The organism is Frigoribacterium sp. PvP054 (assembly GCF_040547465.1).
Lineage (GTDB): Bacteria > Actinomycetota > Actinomycetes > Actinomycetales > Microbacteriaceae > Frigoribacterium.
Genome location: NZ_JBEPPU010000005.1, coordinates 132,511 through 152,039, shown reverse-complemented (window position 1 = coordinate 152,039; position 19,529 = coordinate 132,511). Strand labels below are relative to the sequence as shown.

The following is a 19,529-nucleotide window of genomic DNA, read 5'->3' as shown; positions in this document are numbered from 1 at the left end:
GCTCTGCAGCTCAACAGATGGGCATCGGTGCGGCGACAGCCGACTCCATGCGCTCCTCGGTCCGATGTTCAGCGGTTTCTTCCGCGGGCTTTGCGGACGCGCCGACGGACCGAGGCGTGGCATCAGCGACAGTTCCCTGCCACATGTCGCCACAGCTGCCGGCCTCGAGGTAGGCCCCGAGGATGAGCAGCGTCGCGGCGCTCACGATCAGGCCGACCGCTGCAAACTGGTTGTTTGTCGGAAAGCGGTCAGGGTCGAGGTCGAGGTGGTGATCAGTTCTTGATCAACGTCGGGCGGTCGTCGACGACCTGCTCGAGCCCGCCGACGGGGAGGATGCGTTTGGTGAACAAGCCCGCGCGTCGGTAGCGCTGCACCGAGACGACACTGTTCGCAGCCCCGGACTCGTGCACCTCGAAGAAGACGGCTTCGGACCGGCCGTCGGTGCCTGTGAAGTAGCCGTCCCACACGATCACGGCGCTTTCCAGCCCCGCCACGGAGGACACGACCTGGTACGTCTGCTCCAGGGCGTCCTCCAGCCGTTCGGCCATGCACCGCTGCAGCTTTCGTTCGTGTCCGTCGTCGGTCAAGGCGAAGGGGAGCATCGGGCCGCGGGAGGGGACGGACGCAAGAGCGTGCTCGCGTGCGATCGGGAGGAGAGCGGACATCGAGCCGGAGAGGTGGTCCATGTTCGGAGCCTAGGAAAGGCGATCACGTACTGCCATGCCCACAACAGGGGTCCACACTCGGCCCCGGCCTCTCCCGCTCGTGGTCGTGACCGCGTGAGGTCGCGAACGGTCGAGGTGTCGTAGGGGTCTGCTCGTGGCGACCGACAGTCCGCTACCTTCGGTTCGCGGCGCATGGCCGCCAGAACGGAGGGACTGCGATGCCGCTTGATCGATTCGACCTGGACCTGATGCGCCAGATCTCCCGGTACCTCAAGCGCGTCGAGGAGTTCGCGACCTCCGAGGATGCATCGAAGCGCACACCACTGGGTGATGTCATCAGTGCCCACCTCGGAGCGGACGCGAGCAGCTTGGCGATCATCACCGAAGAAGTTCAGCCGCACCGGTTGGTCGACGCGGACATCGCACTCGCCGTTCTGGCCGACGAGAGTCGGGAGCCCTCCGGGCAGGTCGCCCGGTTGCTCGGCGTGAGCGGCGGAGACCAGCGCTTCCACATGTCCGTCGGCGAACTGATCGCCAACCCGCACACCCCCTTCGCGCCCGGACCGGTGTCGTACGTCGCCCGTGCGACGGGGCCCGACACCTCGCGGCGCGTGGTCGCGTTCGGAGTTCGCCTGCTCGACGTCGACGGCAGCCGGCTGATCGTCGTGCAACGGGACGCCGCACCCCAATTCGGCCGTGCCAGCGCCTCCCTCGAGGTCATCGCGGCGGACGAGGCGATCGTGCCGGTCTTCCTCGGGCGACTGCGCGAGCTGATGGTCGAGCACAGCGTCCTGCGCGGGCACGTGCTCTCTTTCACCGCCACCGAATACGGGCAGGAGGCTGGGGCGACGTTCTTGCGCCGGCCGACGGTGACCGCGGACGACGTCGTCCTGGGTGAGGGCGTCCTCGACACCGTCGTCGACCACGTCGTCGGCATCGGCGAACACCGCGACGAACTGGTCGCCGCCGGCCAGCACCTGAAACGCGGCCTGCTTCTCTACGGCCCGCCCGGCACCGGAAAGACCATGACCGTCCGGCACCTGCTGGCGCGGACTCCCGAGGTGACGGCCGTGCTCCTGACGGGTTCGAGCATCCAGTTCGTGTCGGCGGCCACCGAGATCGCGCGCACCTTCCAGCCCTCGATCGTCGTCCTCGAAGACATCGACCTCGTGGCCATGGAACGCAGCTACAGCCCCCAACCGCTGCTGTTCGAGGTGCTCGACGCCCTCGACGGGCTGGACGGTGACGCGGACGTCGCGTTCGTCATGACGACCAACCGCGTGCAGGTCCTCGAGCGTGCCCTCGCCACCAGGCCCGGTCGCGTCGACCTGGGGGTCGAGATCCCGCTGCCGAACCAGGCGGCCCGCCGCCGACTCTTCCGTCGCTACGCCTCGGGCCTGTCGTTCAGCGACGCCGCTCTCGACGCCGCCGCCGACCGCGCCGACGGGACGACGGGTTCGTTCGCGAAAGAGCTGATCAGGCGGAGCGTGCTCCGAGCCGCCCTGAGGTCTGAGCAGCCCGACGACACCGACCTGGCCGCCGCCCTCGACACCCTGCTGTCGTCCGGGGAAGCCCTGACGCGCCTCCTGCTCTCGGGAAACGGGGCCTCCACCGGAGATCTCGATGAGGCGGAACACGGCTTCTCGGAAGAGGGCACGGACATCGTCGTCACGAGAGAGATGTGGGAATCGCGGGGAGGCTCGGGGGACGCGATCTGGAACGAGTCGTCGGACCCCTGGGAGGGCGACGACGAGGTCGAAGCCCGGTAGGCACTCGACGATCCAGAGGCGCGGCAGAACAAGGACGCCACACCGACGAGAGGCTGGAAGGGCCTCTCGCGATCGCTCAGCATCCTCATGCACGTCCCGTCCCGAGAGGGGATCGGCCACCAGGGGCCATCAGAGTCCGATGACGTCCTTCACGTCCACGTTGTTCGTCCGGGCGACGTCGGCGCGGCACCGGTCGATGTCGTCGGCGAAGCGGAGTTGCTCGTAGCCGTTCACCGAGAAGTGGATGCTGTCCGCAGCGGGGTCGAGACCGTCGGACGGGGCCAGCCACACGTTCCAGCCTGCGGTCTCGAGGCAAGAGGACACGGCCGTGATGTACGGAGCGGCACCGTTTACTTCACCCTTGGTCTGCGGAGGCAGCAGTGTGGAAGCGGCTGCGACGCTCGTGATGCCGAGCACCACGACGCCAGCAGCCATCCCACCGCGGTGGAGGCGCTGTCGACCGCGTAGCTTGCGCGAGAGGGCGTGCTCTACTCGACCTGCAGCGGCATCGAGTTCTGTGCCAGACCAGTTCGTGTTCGTCATGTTCGCCCTGCTTTCAGTTCTCGTACTGCGTGCCGGAGGTGGCTGTGCGGAAGGAGCGCAACCGGACGCGGATGCGCTGGACGCGTTTGCGTGTCGCGGGAGGCGTCAGGCCCAGTGCCGCCGAAGCTTCGTCGTAGGAGAGGCCTTCGACGAAGCAGAGCCGGACGAGGTCGCGATCCTCCTTGGGGAGACCGTCGAGGGCCTCTCGGAGGTGTGCGAGTTCCTCAGTCGCTTTGCGACGGTCCTGACCGCGTTCCCACTGGTGGAGGTGGTTCACCGTGTCGAGGTCGCCGGCCTCTTGGCGGATTGCTCGGCGGTTGGTCGCGATCGCGATGTGGCGCGTCGCAACCAGCAGCCACGGCAATAGGGAACGTTCTGGGTCGAGGTCCGTTCGGCGGCGCCAGGCCACGAGCAGGACCTCTTGGGCGACGTCTTCGACACTGCCACGATCCGTCACCACCGAGGCCGCGTACCGGAGAACACTCCTGACGTGCAGACGGGTCAATGCCTCGAACGCGGCGATGTCCCCGCCGCGCGCGCGAGCCACCAGTTCGTTCTCGGTCTCGCCCGATGTCGATCGTCGCTTCACTGCTCGTCCTCACTTCCGCTCTCAGTAGTGAAGTGCCAGGCGTGGCCATTTTGTGACCGCAGGGGCAGGTTTTTCTGCGCGGCCGACTGAACGGAGTGAAGTCGCTTGAATATTGCGGTCAATTGAATATAGTGGGCACATGACCCGATCTGAGATGCGCGAGCCGACGATGGTCGTCCTGACTTCACTCGCCGGCGGGCGCAAGCACGGCTACGCACTCATCGCCGATGCGGCAGAACTCTCCGGGGGCCGAGTCCAGCTCAAGGTGGGCACCCTCTACGCCGCACTCGACCGGCTCGTCGAGCAGGGGCTCGTCGCCGTGGCTGGCGACGAAGTGGTCGACGGGAGGAACCGCCGGTACTTCGAAGTCACCGCCGAAGGCATCGACGAACTCCGCGCCACGGCAAGCCGTCTCGAAGCGAACGCCGCGGCGGCCCGCGCTCGCATCTCCGAATGGCGGCCACGGGGCATCGCCGGCCAGGCGCGCGTCGGAGGTGTCTCGTGAGCGTCGTCGGCGTGGATCTGCAGCAGTTGGAGCAGCGATATCGGCGGCAGCTCCGGTGGTACCCGGGGCGTTGGCGACGAGAGAACGAGGACGCGGTGGTGGGGACACTGCTCGACATGGCCGAGGAAGAAGGGCGTGTGCGCCCGCGCCGAGCAGAGATGCTCGACCTGGCTGCCCACGGGCTCGGTGCCCGCCTCTCTGCCGTGTTCCCGGCGACTTCCCGGGACCAGGCTGCCAGCTTCGCCCTTGCCACAGGAGTGGCGTGGTCACTGGTCTACTTCATCGTGCAGGACTGGATGCCCTGGAACCCCGGGGCTCATGCCTTCGCTCTCGACCCGTTCGGCCCGTTCAACAGTGCCGGTGTCCTGGTCACGGTGCTGTGGGTCCTGGCCGGTGCACTCGTGCTCGCCAGGCGAAGCACGGCCGCCAGACTGAGCACTCTGGGTGCCGCCGTCCTCGCCGTCGTCCTGGTCGTCGCGCAGACCCCGTCGTCACCGGAGTACGCGGTGGTGTACCCGAGCCCTGACCGGGTGACGTTCGTCCTCCTCGCAGGCCTCGGCCTCGTCGCTGCCGTGGGCAAGCCGCACCGGAAGTGGACCACGGCCGCCTCAGCCACGGGCTGGTTCGCCGCGTTGTCCGGGGCGCTGCTGATCATGAACCAGCTCGACACGGCATCGGTCCCTTTGGCGGCGGGACGGCCGAGTTGGTACGACTTCTTCAACCGGTACCTCTGGGCCGGCGGGCTGCTGGCCCCCGGTGTGGTGGGCATCATGATCGTGGTCGCCTTGGCCGCCGGCGTCGCTTTCCGAGTCACGGGGGACCGCTTCTCGGGAACACTCGTCCTGACGGTCGTGCCTTGGGCAGCCAGCGTCCTGGTCAACTGGGCGACCTTCCTCGGGGGTGATGCCTCGGCCGTCGTCCTGGCTGTGTCCATGGTCGGGGTGTGGGTTGCCCTGTCGATCGCGGCCCTCACGGTGCGACCCCGAGCGCGGCACGAGGGGCGGCCTCACGGAGCACCAGATGCGGCCTGACGACATCGACCTGCCACCGACGCAAGCCGTGGAACCGGATGACTCGCTGTCGAGTCCGCCCGGTGCGGGCCCGGAGCGGGCGATCTCGGATGCCCGCCCCGGGTGCCGTCAGGGCGTGGGGTCGAGGAGGCGCCCGGTCCAGTCGCGCAGGGCGGTGAAGGCCCGGCGCGAGAGGGTCGCTCCAGGCATCATGCTCGTCGACCCGTGGAACGCCCCCGGCCACACGTGCAGCTCCGCTTGCACGCCGGCCGCCCAGAGCGCGCTGGCGTAGGCGACGGTCTCGTCGCGGAACACCTCGGCGCTGCCGCAGTCGACGTACGCCGGCGGCAGAAGCGAGAGGTCGTTCGCGCGGCCGGGTGCCGCGTAGATCGACACGTCGTCGCCGCCGCGACGGTCGCCGAGGTAGGCGTCCCAGCCGAACCGGGTCATCTCTCGGTCGGCGACGCCCACCGCGTCGAACTGCCGGGCGGAGACGGTCGCGTCGCGGTCGTCGAGCATGGGGCTGACGAGCACCTGCCCGGCGACGGCCGGCCCCTGTCGGTCGCGGGCGAGGAGCGCCGTGCCCGCGGCCAGTCCGGCCCCGGCGCTCTGGCCGACGAGGACGATCCGCGCGGGGTCGACGCCGAGCTCGTCGGCGTGCTCGGCGACCCAGACGAGACCGGCGTAGCAGTCCTCGACCGGGTAGGGGTCGGGGTGCTCCGGGGCGAGACGGTAGTCCGGGCTGATCAGGACGACGTCGTGCACGAGCAGCCAGTCGTCGTACGAGTCGAGGTTGCCGAGGTGGTGGCCGAACATCATGCCGCCCCCGTGGACCGCGTAGGCGCAGGCCGCCGTCCCGGTGCGGCCGATGCGCTGGACCACGGCCAGGGCGATCGGGTCGCCGAGGTGCCCGGGCACGGTGATGCTGCGTCTCTCGAGGCCGCGGGCGCGCAGTCCTTCGTCGAGCTGCGCCTCCGTCGTCTCCAGCTGTCGCATGCGCGGCAGCATCGCGGTCTCGAGGTGGAAGCGGCCGCGGGCGTCCATCGCCTCGAGGAACGGCACGAACTCGGGGTCGAACGGCGGGCGGGGCAGGGTGGTGGTGTCAGGCACGAGAGGGCTCCTGGGTGGTGGGGGTGGGGGTGGGAGTGGTCGAGTGTGCAGGTGCGGCGGCGCTGGTGGCAGGGGCGGCGGTCCGTGCCCGGAACGTCCCGACCACGACGAGCAGGGCGGCGATGGCGGCGAGGCCGAGCCCGGCGACGGTGAGGGCGTCCTCGAAGTCCCCGAGCCGTTGGGGCGTCCACGGGATGGTCGTGATGCTGCCGGTGACGAAGGCCGCGACGATGGTGCCCGCGGCGGCGACCGCGGCTCCTCCCGCGAGCTCGCTCGAGGTGTCGACGAGGGCCGCGCCGACGGACGTGCGGTCGGCGGGCAGCCCCGTGAGCACGGAGGCTCCCGCGACGACGCCGACGACGCGCATGCCGGCAGCGACGAGCACGAGGGCGACGAGCACCCAGGCGTACCCGTGACGGCTCAGGGCGCCGAAGATCGCGAGTCCAGACACGACGGCGGCCGCGCTGATCCACGCCGCCCGGCCGAGGCCGACCCGCTGCACGAACGGCCCCACGAGACGACCCCCGGCCAGGAGCACGACGACCTGCGGCAGCGTGCCCACCGCGGCGAGGGCCGGTGGCCAACCCCAGGCGAACTGCAGCTGCAGCGTCACGAGGTACGACAGCCCGGCGACGGCCAGGCCCGAGGCGGCCTTGAACGCGAGGCCGCTCGACACCAGGGGACGGGCGAGGAGGTGCGGGTCGACCACCGGATGCCGCGCCGTCCGCAGACGCACGACGAACGCGGCACCGTACACGACGGTCAGCCCGCCGACGGCCCACCCCCACGAGGAGGCGCTGGCCGGCCCGACGAGGACGGTCGGCGTCACGAGCAGCCCCGCCACGGTCGCGGTGCCCAGCAGTGCGCCGCCCACGTCGACGGGGTCTCGCCGCAGCCCCTCGGCGTCGTCCCGGGCGACACCGCACCGGATGCCGACGAACGCCAGCACGGCGATCGGCACGTCGGCCAGCAGCAGCACCTGCCACGGAGCGACGGCGAGCACGAACCCGCCCACGGTCGGGCCGACGGCGAGGCCGACGAGCCCCGCGGTCGAGATCACCGTCAGGGCCCGGACGCGGAGGCCCTCGTCGTCGAACAGCCGGAACGCCAACGCCATCGACCCCGGGGTGGTCATCGCTGCGGCGACGCCCGTCAGCACGCGGACGGCGACGAGCTGCTCGGTCGTCGTGACCGCCACGGTGGCGAGGCTCGCCACGGCCAGCAGCGAGAGGCCCGCGAGCATCACGCGGCGGCGCCCCACCCGGTCGGCGACGGCGCCGCAGAGCAGCATGAGCCCCCCGAAGGCGACCGCGTAGGCGCCCGACACCCACTGCAGGCCCGTCGTCGACGAGCCGAGCTCACGGCCGATCGTCGGCAGGGCGACGTTCAGCACCGAGGTGTCGAGCATCTCGAACAGGAACACCGCGGACAACCCGGCCAGGGCGATCCACGCGTCGGACAACCGTGGAGGCGCGTCGCCGGCGCGCAGCCGAGGGCGGGGGAGAGAGGGGCTGGGGGTCACGGGGGCGCACTCCTTCGAGGGAAGAAGTGGCGACTCGTTCGATGCCGCGTGCGGGTGCGTCGCAGGGCGCGGCGCCTTTTACCTCGGTGGTGAGCACGATACACGGACTCGCGCCGGAGAAGGACTCCGTCCGTCGCGGGTCCGTCCGCCCGGAGCCGTGGCGAGTCGGGGTCGTCGTGCGGAGGGGGTGGGGTCTCAGCGGCCGGTGGCGTGGCCCTGGCGCCGGCGAGCGAGTGACAGGGCTGTGGCGGCGATGACGCCGCCGAGGACGGCGCCCGTGGTGTTGGTGATCAAGTCCCCGGTGTCGCAGGCGCGTCCGATGGCCGGGACGACCGCTTGGCCGAGCTCGATCAGTGCCGATGCGACGCTGCCCGCCAGGGCGGCCAGGGCGGGGCGTCGGAAGAGCAGACCGGTGAGGACGACCGGGGGGATGAACAGCAGCACGTTCGCCAGCGTCTCGGCGGCCCGCAACGAGAAGTAGGGCGCCTCGATCGTGCAGGTGACGTCGCGCCCGGCTCCGCCCTCGGGGTAGAGGGTCAGGCCCGCGAGGATCACGAGGGATACGAGCCACAGGACCCTGAGCAGCTTCGGTCGTCGCACGATCGCGGTCCCGACTAACGGGCCGACGAGGACGGTGAGGAGCAGGACGACCGCGGGGAGCCAGGAGACCTGGGCCAGGAGCGTGGAGAGCACCGGACAACCGTAGTGACGCCGACGGGCAGAGCGTGCATCGACGGCCGGATGGTCCCGACCGAGCAGCCGCTCCGATGCCCGGCGTCGCATCGCAGGTCCCCGGTGGAGCGCCTCCGCCGACGACGGCTCGCTCATCTGACGCGATCGGCCGACATGCGCTGACGTCGGCGCGGCCCCGGGGAACGAGGGCTACACGGGCGAGGTGTCAGCCCTGCTCGCCTGGCGAAGCACGTGGAGCGCGCGCCTCAGTGCGCTGAGCTCGTCGCTGCTGAGGTGGACGCCGAGGTGGCTTCGAAGGGTCACGTCGATCACTGCTTCACCGCGGTCGACGACGGCCCGGGCGGCCTCGGCGAGGGTGATGAGGGACGACCGCCGGTCGTCGGGGTTAGGTGCCCGCAGGCACAGGCCGGTGGTCTCGAGCTTGTCGACGAGCTTGCTCGTCCCGCCGACCGTCAGTGCGAGCTCGCGGGAGACGTCGAGGATGCGACAGGGCCCGAGCCGGCGGAGGACGAGAAGGGCTTCGAACCGCCCCAAGGGCACGTCGATCTCGGCGCGGAGGGCGTCGTCGATGCGGTCCCAGAGGTGCATCTCGGCGCGGGTCAGGTCGAAGAACACGTCGTAGAGGCTCATGTCGTCAGGGCGGATCGTGGTCAGCCGGCGAGGGCGGCGGTGACCCTGGCGGTGTCGCTCACGGTGGCGATGTTCGTCAGGGCGAAGCTCGTCGCGGCGTGCTGCCACTCGGCGCTGAGGCTCGAGGTGGCGTCCTCGACGAGGGTCACCCGGTAGCCGAGGTCGGCGGCGTCGCGGACGGTGTGCTCGACGGCCATGTTCGTCCACGCGCCCACCACGACGAGGGTCTCGATGCCGAGGTTGCGGAGCATGTTGTCGATCGCGGTGCCGTTGAAGACGCTCATGCGGGTGCGGTCGAGGACGACGTCGCCGGCGACCGGGGTGAGCTCGTCGACGATCTGGGCGCCCCAGCTGTCGAGCTTGAACGTGTCGGGGGCGAGCATCCGGAAGATCGGGGCGTTGGTGCCGCTCATGCCCGCGATCGGGTGGACGACGATGCGGCTGTAGAAGACGGGGGCCCCGGAGGCGCGGGCGGCGTCGACGACGGAGCCGACGTTCGCGACGACGTCCTGCGACTGCGCGTGCTCGACTGCGCCGGAGGTGGCGTAGGCCCCGTCGGCGTGGACGGTGTCGTTCTGCATGTCGATGACGAGGACCGCGGTGGTCGTGGGGCCGAGGGTGGTCGACATGATGCAGCTCTCCTTCGGATGGTCGGTGCGGATGTGCACTCCGAGGAACTATATTCCTCGTCAACTACTTTGTGTGACTTACCGGGACGATCCGGGAGTCAGGAAGGCGCGAGATGAGCACCATGCGAGCGATCGTCCTCGACGGACCGGGCGCCCCGGACGTCCTGGAGATCCGCGATGTCCCGCGTCCTGGCGCCACAGCAGGCCAGGTGCTGATCGAGGTCCGGGCGTTCGGCCTGAACCGTTCCGAGCTGCACTTCCGACAGGGCCTCGGGTCGTTCGGGTCGTTCCCGCGTGTCCCGGGCATCGAGGCGGTCGGTGTCGTCGTCGAGGCGCCAGGCGGGGAGTTCGAGCCCGGCACCCAGGTCGCGGCCCTGATGGGCGGCATGGGGCGGACCATCGACGGAGGCTACGCCGAGTACGTCACGGTGCCTGCCGCCTCCGTCGTCCCCTTCACGAGTTCCCTCGACTGGAGCGTGATCGGCGCGATCCCCGAGATGCTGCAGACCGCCTACGGCTCCCTGGTGACCGGTGTGGACGCGCAGCCGGGCGACACCCTGCTCATCCGGGGCGGCACCTCCTCGGTCGGCCTCGCCCTCGCCGTGATCGCCAAGCAGCGAGGCATGACGGTGATCTCCACCACCAGGAGCACCGCCAAGTCCGCCGTCCTGGAGGCTGCGGGCGTCGACCACGTCGTCATCGACGACGGAGCCATCACGGATGCCGTGCGCCGCATCGTCCCCGAGGGGGTCTCCGGCGCGGTCGAGCTGGTGGGCGCGCCGACGCTCCGCGACACCCTCCGGGCGACCGCCGTCCACGGCACGGTCTGCTTCACCGGCATGCTCAGTGATCAGTGGACGGTGCCGGATTTCTACCCCATCGACTACCTGCCCAACGGGGTCCGCCTCACCGCCTACTCGGGCGAGGCCAGCGATCTGCCGGCGGCCGTGCTGCAGGACTTCCTCGACGCTGTCGGGGCCGGCCGGGTCACCGTGCCGATCGGCCGCGTGTACGCGTTCGACGCCATCGTGCAGGCCCACTCGGACATGGAGTCCGGTGCGGCACCCGGGAAGCTGGTCGTGACGGTCCGGTGATGCCGATCGTCCGCCGAGTGCGTCCGACAGGGGATCGCCGAGCGGGCTGCGGGGCGCTCGCTCCACGGCACGAGTCGGCGTGAGGAGTCCCTGTCATCGCTGCAGGCGACGGAGCTCGTCCCCGATGAGATCGGCCACCAGTCGTGGCTGCTCGAGCCCTGGCAGGTGCGCCACCTTCGGGAGGACGCGGCCCGGGCGCTGGGCGATGCGTCGGGCGGTTTCTTCGTAGAACGGGATGTCGCACGGTAGGTCGAGCTCTCCCCACGTGCTCAGGACGGGCACGGTCAGTTCGGCGAGGCGCGTCCATGCATCGACACCGGCGTCACCTGTCGGACCGGTCTCGTCCACGTCGACGATGTCTCGGTTCATCTCGGAGAAGAGGGTTCGGGCTCCACCGCCGACCCTTCCCTCGGTGCTTGCCGGACCGTCGAGCCAGAGGTGGGCGAGGGCTCGAAGTCGATCGTCGGTGCTGAGGGATGCGTCGTCGGCTTCGTCGATGAGGTGTGCGGTGGCTGTGTCCGGTCGCCAGTCGAACGGGGTGTCGTCGTCGGTCATCCCGGACACGGCTGCTCCGATGAGCACGACCCCCGTCACGCGGTCAGGGTGCAGGAGCGCGGCGTCGAGTGCCAGTGCGCCGCCCAGGGAGTTGCCGACGAGCATGACCCGATCGAGAGCGAGGTGATCGAGCACCTCCGTCAGGTCCGCGACATGGGTGAAGGTGGATGTCGTCTCGGCTGCGGGGCTGGCCCCGAAGCCCCTCCTGTCGTACGCGACGACGTCGACCTGCTCGTGGGCGAGGTCTCCCGCGACGGCGGTCCACGACCGCTGGTCGGTGACGCCGGCGTGCAGGAGCACGACGGTCGGCCCCTCTGCCCGCCAGTGGGTGACGGCCAGTCGTCCGCCGTCTGTCGTGTCGACGGCTCGTACGTGTGCGTCCATGGGGCCAGACGTTACTGCGTCGTTCGGGTGGCGGGGAGGTCTCGCGTGTCCGACAGGGGCTCCGGCCGTCGGACGCTGAACAGGGCCCAGGAGTCCGGCGGTAGGTCGGGGCGGGGACATCGGCCTCTTCGTGTGCTCCTCGCCGGCGGGACCGACGCCACGCCCGGGGGGCCTCGGTCTCATCCGCCTCGGACCGGAGTCGTGGCACAGAGTCGTCGAGCTGCTTCGACGACGAAGTGGCGGCGGCGAGCTCGTTCTTCGTCGTCAGGCGAGGCTCCCGTGATCAACTCCGCGAGTTGCGGCACGGTCTGCCACCAGGCGGCCAGGGCGATGAGGGCGAAGACCAGATGGGCCGGGTCCAGGGCTGCATCGAGAGCACCTTCTCGTTGAGCGGAGCGGAACTGCTCGATCTTGTCCTGGTAGTGCGCCCTTCGAGCGATCGCGTCGGCAGGCGGTCCGCCCCGCAAGCCCTCCCACTGGAGCAGACGACCGAGCTCGGGGTGGGCTGCGTGGTAGTCGAACAACGCCCCGGCGAATTCGCCGATGTCCTCCAGATCGGTCCCCGAGACGCTCACCGCCGCCGCCAGGCGCTCGAGTTCCGTCCCGAGCACGAGGTCCCACAGGGCCTTCTTGTCGCCGTAGTAGCTGTACAGGCGCTCTTTGTTCACCCCTGCCCGATCGGCGACGGCCGCCACCGTGGTGCCGTCGAATCCGGATCGAGCGAATTCGGTCAGTGCCGCTTCCCGGAGTCGGCGACGCGTCCCCTCTGTGTCCCAAGCCATCCGACGACGATACCAACGCCGCGGTTGGCATTCCGAAGGGCCACTGCTATTCTCCAACTACAGCGTTGGAGTTGGAAGATGGGATGGAAACGACATGCAGATCGAACGCCTACCGGAGACTCGCCAGCACGCTCACCCTGGGACCGTGGCCCTGGTGACCGGTGCGACGAGTGGCATCGGCCTGGACGTCGCGCGCCAGCTGATCCGACACGGCGTGACCGTCTGGTTGGGAGCCCGCGACGTCGAGAAGGGTGAGCGGACGGCGCGTTCCCTGGGGCCGTCCGCGCGAGTCGTGCAACTCGAGGTGACGGACGCCGTGTCGGTCGAGGCCGCCGCCGCGCAGGTCGGCGAGCTGGACGTGCTCGTCAACAACGCGGGGGTGAATCCGGGCGGAGACGACATCGACGGCACGACACTGGAGCAGCTCCGCACCGCGTACGACACCAACGTGTTCGGCCTCATCGGAGTCACCCAGGCGTTCCTGCCGGCGCTTCGCCGCTCGGCGCACCCGCGCATCGTCAACGTCTCCAGCGGCACGGGGTCGCTGACGTGGAACGCCGGGCCGAATCCGCAATTCGACTGGGAAGCTGTCAAGGGTGGTGGGCTGGCCTACCGGACCTCGAAGACCGCCGTGAACGGCGTGACGCTGCTCACCGCCCAAGCACTCGGCGACCGGTTCAAGGTGAACGCGGTCGCACCCGGCCTGAGGAGGACGGGCATCGTCCCGGGCATGTCCGTCGGAGGAGACCCGGCCGAAGCGGCGGCCGGGATCGTCCGTCTGGCCCTCCTGCCCGACGACGGCCCGACCGGTGCCCTCTGGTCGTGGGACGGCACCCGCGCACCCTGGTGACGCACCCCGGACAGGCCGAGATCGAGCGTGACGGACGTGGGGCGAGGCGCGGGGGCCAGGGGACCCCGAGGTCGAGTTCGAGCACGGTCTCACACGACGCGCCGGGCCGCCGGCGTCAGCCGATCGTGATGGCGACGAGACCGCCGATGCCGATCAGGTAGAGCACGAGCACGACGAACGAGTCGACGCCCATGCCCACGATGCGTCGTCGCGGCCGGAAGAGCAGGCCGACGGCGTAGACGAGGGTGAGCAGCGCGGCGAGGGCGGTCAGGTAGATGTCGCTGGTGTTCGACCGGGGCAGGATCGCCTGCCCCGAGATGAGGGTGGCGACGAGGAAGAGCACGGGCAGGAACGCGTTGCCGCCGAAGATGTCGCTGACGGCGAGGTTGTCGTCGCCCTGCTTGACGGCCTGCAACCCGGTCGAGATCTCGGGCAGGCTCGTCGCCAGTGCCAGGACCGTCGCGCCGAACAGCACCCCCGACAACCCGATCTGCGACGCGGCCGCATCGCCCGCGCGTTCGAGCACGACGCCGGCGACGAGCGTGGCGAGGGCCGACAGGCCGAAGACGACCGCGGCCTTCTTCGTGCTCATGGTCGTCGGCGACGGGTTCGAGCGCGTCCGGTGTCCGCTCGGTCGAGGCGTCGACGTGTCGGGTGCCGCTCCGGCCTCGTGCCACGGCAGGCCCTTGCCGGCACGCCGGACGAGGAAGAGGCCCACGAGCCAGATGACGGCGATGAGGACGACGTCCGGCGTGAGGCGGGCCACCGTGAGCGACGTGGGCAGCTGGGTTCCGGCGATGACGACGGCGAGGACCGCCACCACGACCAGTGCTTCGAGCAGCAGCCCCAACGAGGCCGCCCGGTAGGTGAGCGGCTTGGCCGACGAGCCCCGTTTGCCGAAGGCGTCGAGCACGACGATGACCACCGTCTGCAGCGCGATGCCGCCGAGGATGTTGCCGGCGGCCACCTCGAGCGAGCCCGAGACGGCGGCGCTGACCGTGATGGCGATCTCGGGCAGGTTGGTCGCCACCGCGAGGACGATCAGTCCGCCGAGCGCGCTGCCGAGGTGGAGTCGGGAGTCGAGGACGTCGGTCGTCTTCGACAGCTGGACGCCGGCGACCCAGATGACGGCGGCGCCGGCGACGAAGATCACGGCCAGGAGCCACAGGGGAAGGGTGTCCATGATCGTCATGCAACTCCTCGGGGTGTGCCTTCCGGCATGTGGTGGTCGTCGGGCCGGGTGCCGGTGGGGCCCCGGCCGGTCCAGGCGCCCTGCACCTGGTCCATCCAGGTGACGACCGCGGCGTGCGGGGTCGTGAGGACGGCGAGGACGACGAGGTAGACGCCGAGACCGTCGTCGCCCAGCAGCACCCCGGTGCCGACGAGGATGGCGAGGGCCACGAGGGTGATCGGCCAGGCCTGGCGCAGGAAGCGCAGGAAGGGCCGGAACAGCCGGCCTGCGGCGAGATCGCGCGCCCCGGCCGGGTCGGTGAGCTCGAGCCGCACGACGTGACGGACCGAGTGCCAGAGCGTGAAGTAGAGGCCGACGGCGAGGACGGGCGGGACGACCCAGAAGAAGGCCGCCAGCACGACCACCTCGGTCACCGTCCGCGCGACGGGCCGGCGGGCCCGGTGGACGGCTGCCACGAGGGCCGTGACCAGGGCCAGGACGATCACGCCGGCCACGGCGCGCCACCCCGTCGTGATCGACAGGGCGCCCACGGGGGCCGTCGAGGCGCGGCCCACCGCCGAGGCCGCCTCGCCCACGACCGACGAGTAGTCGGTGGGGTGCGCCACGAGCGGGACGAGCATCGGCAGGGCGCCGCGTGCGGCGATCGTGAGGGCGGCGGCGGCGCCCCCGACCGTCCCGTCGCCCATCAGGTGGTCGATCCACCGGTCACCCTGACCCCAGTGGAACCACGTCAGGGCGATGAAGGCGAGCATGCCGGCGAGGGGCGCGACGAGCCAGAGGGCGGCGGTCGCGGCGCCGAGCACGGCGTAGAGCGCGACGACGACCGCGACCGAGCGCAGGACGCGGCCGTCGCCGCGGAGCCGCGCCGGGACGAGGTGGTCGAGGGCTCCGTGGGGCAGCCCGAACACCAGGATGCTGACCGCGAAGGGCACCAGCTGCACCTCGAGCGGGATCTCGACGCCCCCTGCGCGGACGAGTCCCACGACGACGGTCACGACGGCGAGGGCCGCCGTCACCGGTGCCAGGACGCGTCGTGCCACGACCGTCCCCACCTCGGTCGAGGTCTCCCTCGACGCGGGCCCCGCGGCTGCCGTCGCGGTCACGCGCGGCACGCCGACCGGCGCCACCGCGCGACGCACGTCTCGCGGACCGTCCTGAGCAGGGCCGCGACGAACGGCGCCTTGGGCAGGACGAGGACGATGCGCAGTTCGTCCCTCGGCGTGGAGCGTTCGGTGAGGAACCTCACCACGAGCGGTCCCGGCAGGGTGAAGAGGCGTCGGAAGGCCTCGGGCGCCGCGTCGGGCCGGTCGCGCAGGAAGCGCAGGAACACGGCGTCGAGGGCACGGGTGCGCCAGGTGTCGCGGAAGGCCGGGGCCGGCGTGCCGTCGAGCAGGTGGTCCACCACGGTGGGGGCGTGGCGGTGTGCCCGGGCGTACCCGTACCCGCTGCTCGGGCGCACCACGCCGGCCACGGTCGCGATCGTCGCGTCGCCCCCGGGCCGAGGAGGCGCGGCGTCGGTCATCGGGACGCATCCGCTCTCCGACCCGGTCACGGTCCATTCGTGCGGTTCGAGGCCCCACCGACGGTGGACGTAGTCGCGCACGTGGGCGCGGAAGTCGATCGAGGAGCGACGCTCCGGGGTGAAGACGGTGCTCTCGACGAGGGCCTCGGTGGGGGAGACCGGCAGCACGTAGACGAACCGGACCTGGTCGTCGGGGGCGTCGGTGAAGTCCATCAGCGTGACCGTCGTCGGGTCGAAGACCGGCCTCGCGGTCGAGATCCAGAGGCCGACGAAGCGCTGGTGCAGCAGCACCGCGCCGTGCTGCGGGGAGGGGAGGGGGTCGTGACCGGTCGCGTCGACGACGAGCCGCGCCTCCACCGTCCCCGCCCCGGTCTGCAGGACGTGCCGACCGTCGTGGGCACGGCGGTCGAAGTCGTGCACGGCCGCGCCGTCGACGACGGCCACCCTGCTCTCGGCGAGGCGGCGGTCGACGGCCTCGCGGCGGTCCTCGGCGCGGACCATCCGGTACGGGTGGTCCGGGTCCGTTCCCGTGCTGATGCCGGCGCGGGTGCGGACCTCCCAGCGGTCCCACGAAGCCGAGCGCGCCTCCGGGACGGGGTCGGAGCCGTCGTCCCACGAGCACCAGACCCGGGGGTCGGGCCGCGTGCGCCCTTCGAGGACGAGCACCTCGAGCTCTGGCGCGCGCCGGGACAGCTCCCCGGCGACCGCGAGCCCCGAGCAGCCGCCCCCGACGACGGCGACGTCGACCGTGCGGGGCGGCAAGCGATCGGCGCCGACGGCGCGGGGGTGCGGGACGCGAGCGTCCCGCACCCCCGCCGAGCGGCTGCTCGTCGGCTCAGCGACGGGCTGCACGTCCGCCACGCGTGCCCGAGGCGTCGGTCGCGGGGACGGTGCGGGCCGGGGCCGACGCGGCGGGGGCGGCGTCGGACAGCTTCTCGGACGAGATCCAGATCGACTCGGGGTGGGTGTCGACTCCCTGCTCCACGTCGATCGCCGAACGGATCTTGGCGATCTTGTGGATCATCGAGCCGAAGCCGACCTTGGCGACGATGTCGGCGGCTGAGAGGACGACCTGCATCCAGGTGATGACCGCGCCGCCGTGGCCCCAGCCCTGCAGGCCGAAGACGATCGGGTAGGCGAGCCAGGTGACGATGAGCAGGATTCCGGCGTTGCGGAGCGTGGCGGGGACGGCGGTGCCGGCCAGGTCACGGCTGCCCTTGACGACGACGTAGATCACCAGCACGTACAGGACGACCATGAACAGGCCCGAGATGACGCCCCACAGCCAGAGGGCGCCCATGTTCGTCCCGGAGTCGATGACGACGCCGCCGACGAAGCCGGTGCTGATCATGAGGAACGCCGCGGCGATGCCGACGGTGCGCGCCCGGCGGGCGGCGGCACCGGCGAGGGTGGCGACGGCGAGCAGCTCGATGACGAGCAGCGGGACGGTGACCGTCCAGTCGAAGTAGCGGGGAGCCCACGACAGGATCGCCGTGGCGTTCGGCACCCAGCTGTCGCCGTCCCGCTCGTACCCGAAGGCGAAGGCGAGGACCAGCAGCAGGTACGACAGGAACGCGATGCCGGTGATGCACATGCCCGCGTAGACGGACGGGCGGTAGCGCTGGGTGATCTCCTTCGTCGACACCAGCGACTTCACGAAGAACGCGAAGAGCGCCAGGCCGGCGACGGAGAGCGAATAGACGATGATCGAGTGCTCGGCCAGCGTCAGGGACGCGTTCCAGGGAGCTAGGGCATCGGACACGGGGGTGTTCCTTCCGGGGGTGGGCGCGCAGAGGGGGCCCGGGGTGGTCGGGCGGTCGAGTGGCGGCCCGGGTCGCGGTCCCGGCCCGGAGGCTGCGAGTTCGCTGACTCATTCGACACAAGCACCCGGGGATCGCGGTCGTGTCACCCCTGGGGGTGAATTCATGGAGGCATGTCCCCCGTCACGGAACGAACCAGGATCGCGCTCGTCAACGACTACGAGATCGTCGTCGAGGGGTTGGCCCGCGTCCTCGAGCCTTTCGCCGAGCGGATCGAGATCGTCGAGATCAACGCGCGCGAGCGGGTGGACACGGTGGTCGACGTCGCCCTCTACGACACCTTCGCCCAGCCGAAGCCGGACGACGAGGACGTCTCACGCCTCGTCGCCAACCCGCTCAACCGTCACGTGGCGGTCTTCACCTGGAAGATGGACGACGACCTCATCGAGGCCGCCCTGGCGCGGGGCGCCAGGGGGTACTTCCCCAAGAGCCTGGCCGCCGCCGACCTCGTCGACGGGCTCGAGCGCGTCGCCGCCGGCGAGAGCGTGGTCCACGGGGCGCGTGCCCGCGTCCGGAGCGGACCGGCGGTCGACTGGCCCGGTCGGGCGCTCGGCATCTCGGACCGTGAATCCGAGATCCTGGCGCTGATCACCCAGGGCAAGAGCAACGCCGACATCGCCGTCCTCGCCCATCTCAGCCCGAACACCATCAAGACCCACATCCGCACCCTGTACAGCAAGATCGGTGCCGTGAACCGGGTCGACGCGGTGCTCTGGGGCTCCGACCACGGGTTCCGCCCCGACCACCAGAGCATCCGGCTCACACAGGGCGACGTCGGGTCACCGGCACGACCCGGGGCGATCGGCGGCCGGAGCGGTGACGGCACCTAGAGGACGATGCGCCCTGCCAGCACGCCGAGGGCGACCTCGGTCAGGGGCAGCCGGTTGCGCCGGGCGTGGTCCCGCAGCAGGCCGAAGGCCGATTCCGGGCTGATCGCGTTGCGGTTGGCGATCCATCCCTTGGCCTGCTCGATCACGGTGCGGCTGTCGAGGGCGGCTTGCAGCTGGGCCCGGCCGACCTCGCCGTCGTCCACGACCCGCTGCTGCACGATGCTGATGGTGGCGATGTCGGCCAACGCCCGGGCGGCGGCGACGTCGTCCGGGTCGAGGGCCCCGGCCTCCTCGCCGAAGAGGTTCAGCGACCCGATCACGTCGTCGCGCAGCCGCAGCGGGATCGAGTGCACCGAGGCGTACCCGGCGTCGGTGGCGCTGCGGCTGAAGTGCGGCCAGCGTGCCTCGACCGCGGTCACGTCGGGCACGGCGACGACCTGGCCGGTCCGGGCCGCCTCGAGGCAGGGCCCCTGGTCCGTCTCGACCTGCAGCAGCTCGAGCAGGCCGCTGTGGTGCCCGGTCGACGCGGCGATCTGCAGTTCACCCGATCGCCTGAAGAGCATCAGGCCCGCCGCGTGCGCGTCGAAGAGGGCGACGGATTCGTCGACGAGGACCTGGAGGCGGTCGTCGCGGCCATCGGGACCGGTCGCGTCGCCCATCAGGCGCACGATGGCGTACAGCAGGCGTCGTTCACGGTGGGCGGCCACGGGGGCACTCCAGGATTCGATGATTCGAAGTGGCCGGTCGTGCCCTGCTCCAGCGGTGGGAGACCGCGTGGCCCGACACTAGGACCCGAGTCTGCGAACTGGCCCGGTCGCCGGTCGAGGGGTGGAGG

The 19,529-nt window shown here is 70.9% G+C and carries 21 protein-coding genes; 6 read left to right on the top strand and 15 right to left on the bottom strand.

Annotated elements, in window-relative coordinates:
• Nucleotides 1–272: 272 nt before the first annotated feature.
• Nucleotides 273–686, bottom strand: a complete 414-nt coding sequence (locus ABID81_RS09120) for a hypothetical protein (protein ID WP_354594484.1) — start codon at nucleotides 684–686, stop codon at nucleotides 273–275.
• A 197-nt stretch (nucleotides 687–883) separates the two neighbouring features.
• Between ABID81_RS09120 and ABID81_RS09115 the strand changes: the two genes are divergently transcribed.
• Complete coding sequence (locus ABID81_RS09115) at nucleotides 884–2,434, top strand: AAA family ATPase (RefSeq protein WP_354594483.1); 1,551 nt, start codon at nucleotides 884–886, stop codon at nucleotides 2,432–2,434.
• Nucleotides 2,435–2,563: 129 nt separating this feature from the next.
• Here the strand turns inward: ABID81_RS09115 and ABID81_RS09110 are convergent, their stop codons facing one another.
• Nucleotides 2,564–2,869 (bottom strand): hypothetical protein, encoded by a 306-nt coding sequence (locus ABID81_RS09110; protein WP_354594482.1) that lies wholly within the window; start codon nucleotides 2,867–2,869, stop codon nucleotides 2,564–2,566.
• Nucleotides 2,870–2,990: 121 nt separating this feature from the next.
• On the bottom strand, nucleotides 2,991–3,566 hold the full coding sequence (locus ABID81_RS09105) for an RNA polymerase sigma factor (protein ID WP_354594481.1): 576 nt from the start codon (nucleotides 3,564–3,566) through the stop codon (nucleotides 2,991–2,993).
• Between the two features lie 139 nt (nucleotides 3,567–3,705).
• On the opposite strand from ABID81_RS09105, the gene ABID81_RS09100 reads away from it, so the two are divergent.
• Together ABID81_RS09100 and ABID81_RS09095 are read left to right on the top strand one after the other, a co-directional pair.
• Nucleotides 3,706–4,071 (top strand): PadR family transcriptional regulator, encoded by a 366-nt coding sequence (locus tag ABID81_RS09100; protein ID WP_354594480.1) that lies wholly within the window; start codon nucleotides 3,706–3,708, stop codon nucleotides 4,069–4,071.
• Entirely contained in the window at nucleotides 4,068–5,102 is a 1,035-nt protein-coding gene (locus tag ABID81_RS09095; RefSeq protein WP_354594479.1) for a hypothetical protein, read from the top strand. Before ABID81_RS09100 ends, ABID81_RS09095 begins: the two co-directional genes overlap by 4 nt.
• A gap of 108 nt (nucleotides 5,103–5,210) precedes the next feature.
• Here ABID81_RS09095 and ABID81_RS09090 read toward each other — a convergent pair whose 3' ends face one another.
• From ABID81_RS09090 to ABID81_RS09070, 5 genes are all read right to left on the bottom strand, one after another.
• Entirely contained in the window at nucleotides 5,211–6,191 is a 981-nt protein-coding gene (locus tag ABID81_RS09090) for an alpha/beta hydrolase (RefSeq protein WP_354594478.1), read from the bottom strand.
• Nucleotides 6,184–7,713: an MFS transporter gene (locus ABID81_RS09085; protein WP_354594477.1), complete on the bottom strand. Its 1,530-nt coding sequence runs from the start codon at nucleotides 7,711–7,713 to the stop codon at nucleotides 6,184–6,186. The genes ABID81_RS09090 and ABID81_RS09085 overlap by 8 nt, the downstream gene beginning before the upstream one ends.
• A 195-nt stretch (nucleotides 7,714–7,908) precedes the next feature.
• A complete protein-coding gene (locus tag ABID81_RS09080; RefSeq protein WP_354594476.1) occupies nucleotides 7,909–8,406 on the bottom strand; it encodes a VanZ family protein in 498 nt (165 codons plus the stop codon).
• 189 nt (nucleotides 8,407–8,595) lie between these two features.
• Nucleotides 8,596–9,036, bottom strand: a complete 441-nt coding sequence (locus tag ABID81_RS09075) for a MarR family winged helix-turn-helix transcriptional regulator (protein WP_354594475.1) — start codon at nucleotides 9,034–9,036, stop codon at nucleotides 8,596–8,598.
• A 20-nt stretch (nucleotides 9,037–9,056) separates the two neighbouring features.
• Nucleotides 9,057–9,665 carry a cysteine hydrolase family protein gene (locus ABID81_RS09070; protein ID WP_354594474.1) on the bottom strand — a complete coding sequence of 203 codons (609 nt, stop codon included), beginning with the start codon at nucleotides 9,663–9,665 and terminating at the stop codon, nucleotides 9,057–9,059.
• Between the two features lie 113 nt (nucleotides 9,666–9,778).
• Between ABID81_RS09070 and ABID81_RS09065 the strand changes: the two genes are divergently transcribed.
• On the top strand, nucleotides 9,779–10,759 hold the full coding sequence (locus ABID81_RS09065) for a zinc-binding alcohol dehydrogenase family protein (RefSeq protein ID WP_354594473.1): 981 nt from the start codon (nucleotides 9,779–9,781) through the stop codon (nucleotides 10,757–10,759).
• 93 nt (nucleotides 10,760–10,852) lie between these two features.
• Here the strand turns inward: ABID81_RS09065 and ABID81_RS09060 are convergent, their stop codons facing one another.
• Nucleotides 10,853–11,698 (bottom strand): alpha/beta fold hydrolase, encoded by an 846-nt coding sequence (locus tag ABID81_RS09060; RefSeq protein WP_354594472.1) that lies wholly within the window; start codon nucleotides 11,696–11,698, stop codon nucleotides 10,853–10,855.
• Between the two features lie 179 nt (nucleotides 11,699–11,877).
• The gene (locus ABID81_RS09055) at nucleotides 11,878–12,480 is read right to left on the bottom strand and encodes a TetR family transcriptional regulator (RefSeq protein ID WP_354594471.1); all 603 of its coding nucleotides are present in this window, start codon (nucleotides 12,478–12,480) and stop codon (nucleotides 11,878–11,880) included.
• 94 nt (nucleotides 12,481–12,574) lie between these two features.
• Here ABID81_RS09055 and ABID81_RS09050 point away from each other — a divergent pair, with 94 nt between their 5' ends.
• Nucleotides 12,575–13,330 carry an SDR family NAD(P)-dependent oxidoreductase gene (locus ABID81_RS09050; protein ID WP_354594470.1) on the top strand — a complete coding sequence of 252 codons (756 nt, stop codon included), beginning with the start codon at nucleotides 12,575–12,577 and terminating at the stop codon, nucleotides 13,328–13,330.
• Between the two features lie 115 nt (nucleotides 13,331–13,445).
• Here ABID81_RS09050 and ABID81_RS09045 read toward each other — a convergent pair whose 3' ends face one another.
• From ABID81_RS09045 to ABID81_RS09030, 4 genes are all read right to left on the bottom strand, one after another.
• Nucleotides 13,446–14,522 carry a sodium:calcium antiporter gene (locus tag ABID81_RS09045; protein ID WP_354594469.1) on the bottom strand — a complete coding sequence of 359 codons (1,077 nt, stop codon included), beginning with the start codon at nucleotides 14,520–14,522 and terminating at the stop codon, nucleotides 13,446–13,448.
• On the bottom strand, nucleotides 14,519–15,562 hold the full coding sequence (locus tag ABID81_RS09040) for a Brp/Blh family beta-carotene 15,15'-dioxygenase (protein WP_354594468.1): 1,044 nt from the start codon (nucleotides 15,560–15,562) through the stop codon (nucleotides 14,519–14,521). Before ABID81_RS09040 ends, ABID81_RS09045 begins: the two co-directional genes overlap by 4 nt.
• A 59-nt stretch (nucleotides 15,563–15,621) precedes the next feature.
• Complete coding sequence (locus tag ABID81_RS09035) at nucleotides 15,622–16,806, bottom strand: lycopene cyclase family protein (RefSeq protein WP_354594467.1); 1,185 nt, start codon at nucleotides 16,804–16,806, stop codon at nucleotides 15,622–15,624.
• A gap of 73 nt (nucleotides 16,807–16,879) precedes the next feature.
• Nucleotides 16,880–17,806, bottom strand: coding sequence for a bacteriorhodopsin (locus ABID81_RS09030; protein ID WP_354594466.1), 927 nt, complete (start codon nucleotides 17,804–17,806; stop codon nucleotides 16,880–16,882).
• A 171-nt stretch (nucleotides 17,807–17,977) separates the two neighbouring features.
• Between ABID81_RS09030 and ABID81_RS09025 the strand changes: the two genes are divergently transcribed.
• Nucleotides 17,978–18,694 carry a response regulator transcription factor gene (locus tag ABID81_RS09025; RefSeq protein ID WP_354594465.1) on the top strand — a complete coding sequence of 239 codons (717 nt, stop codon included), beginning with the start codon at nucleotides 17,978–17,980 and terminating at the stop codon, nucleotides 18,692–18,694.
• Here ABID81_RS09025 and ABID81_RS09020 read toward each other — a convergent pair.
• Nucleotides 18,691–19,401 (bottom strand): ANTAR domain-containing protein, encoded by a 711-nt coding sequence (locus tag ABID81_RS09020; protein ID WP_354594464.1) that lies wholly within the window; start codon nucleotides 19,399–19,401, stop codon nucleotides 18,691–18,693. The genes ABID81_RS09025 and ABID81_RS09020 overlap by 4 nt on opposite strands.
• Between the last annotated feature and the right edge of the window lie 128 nt (nucleotides 19,402–19,529).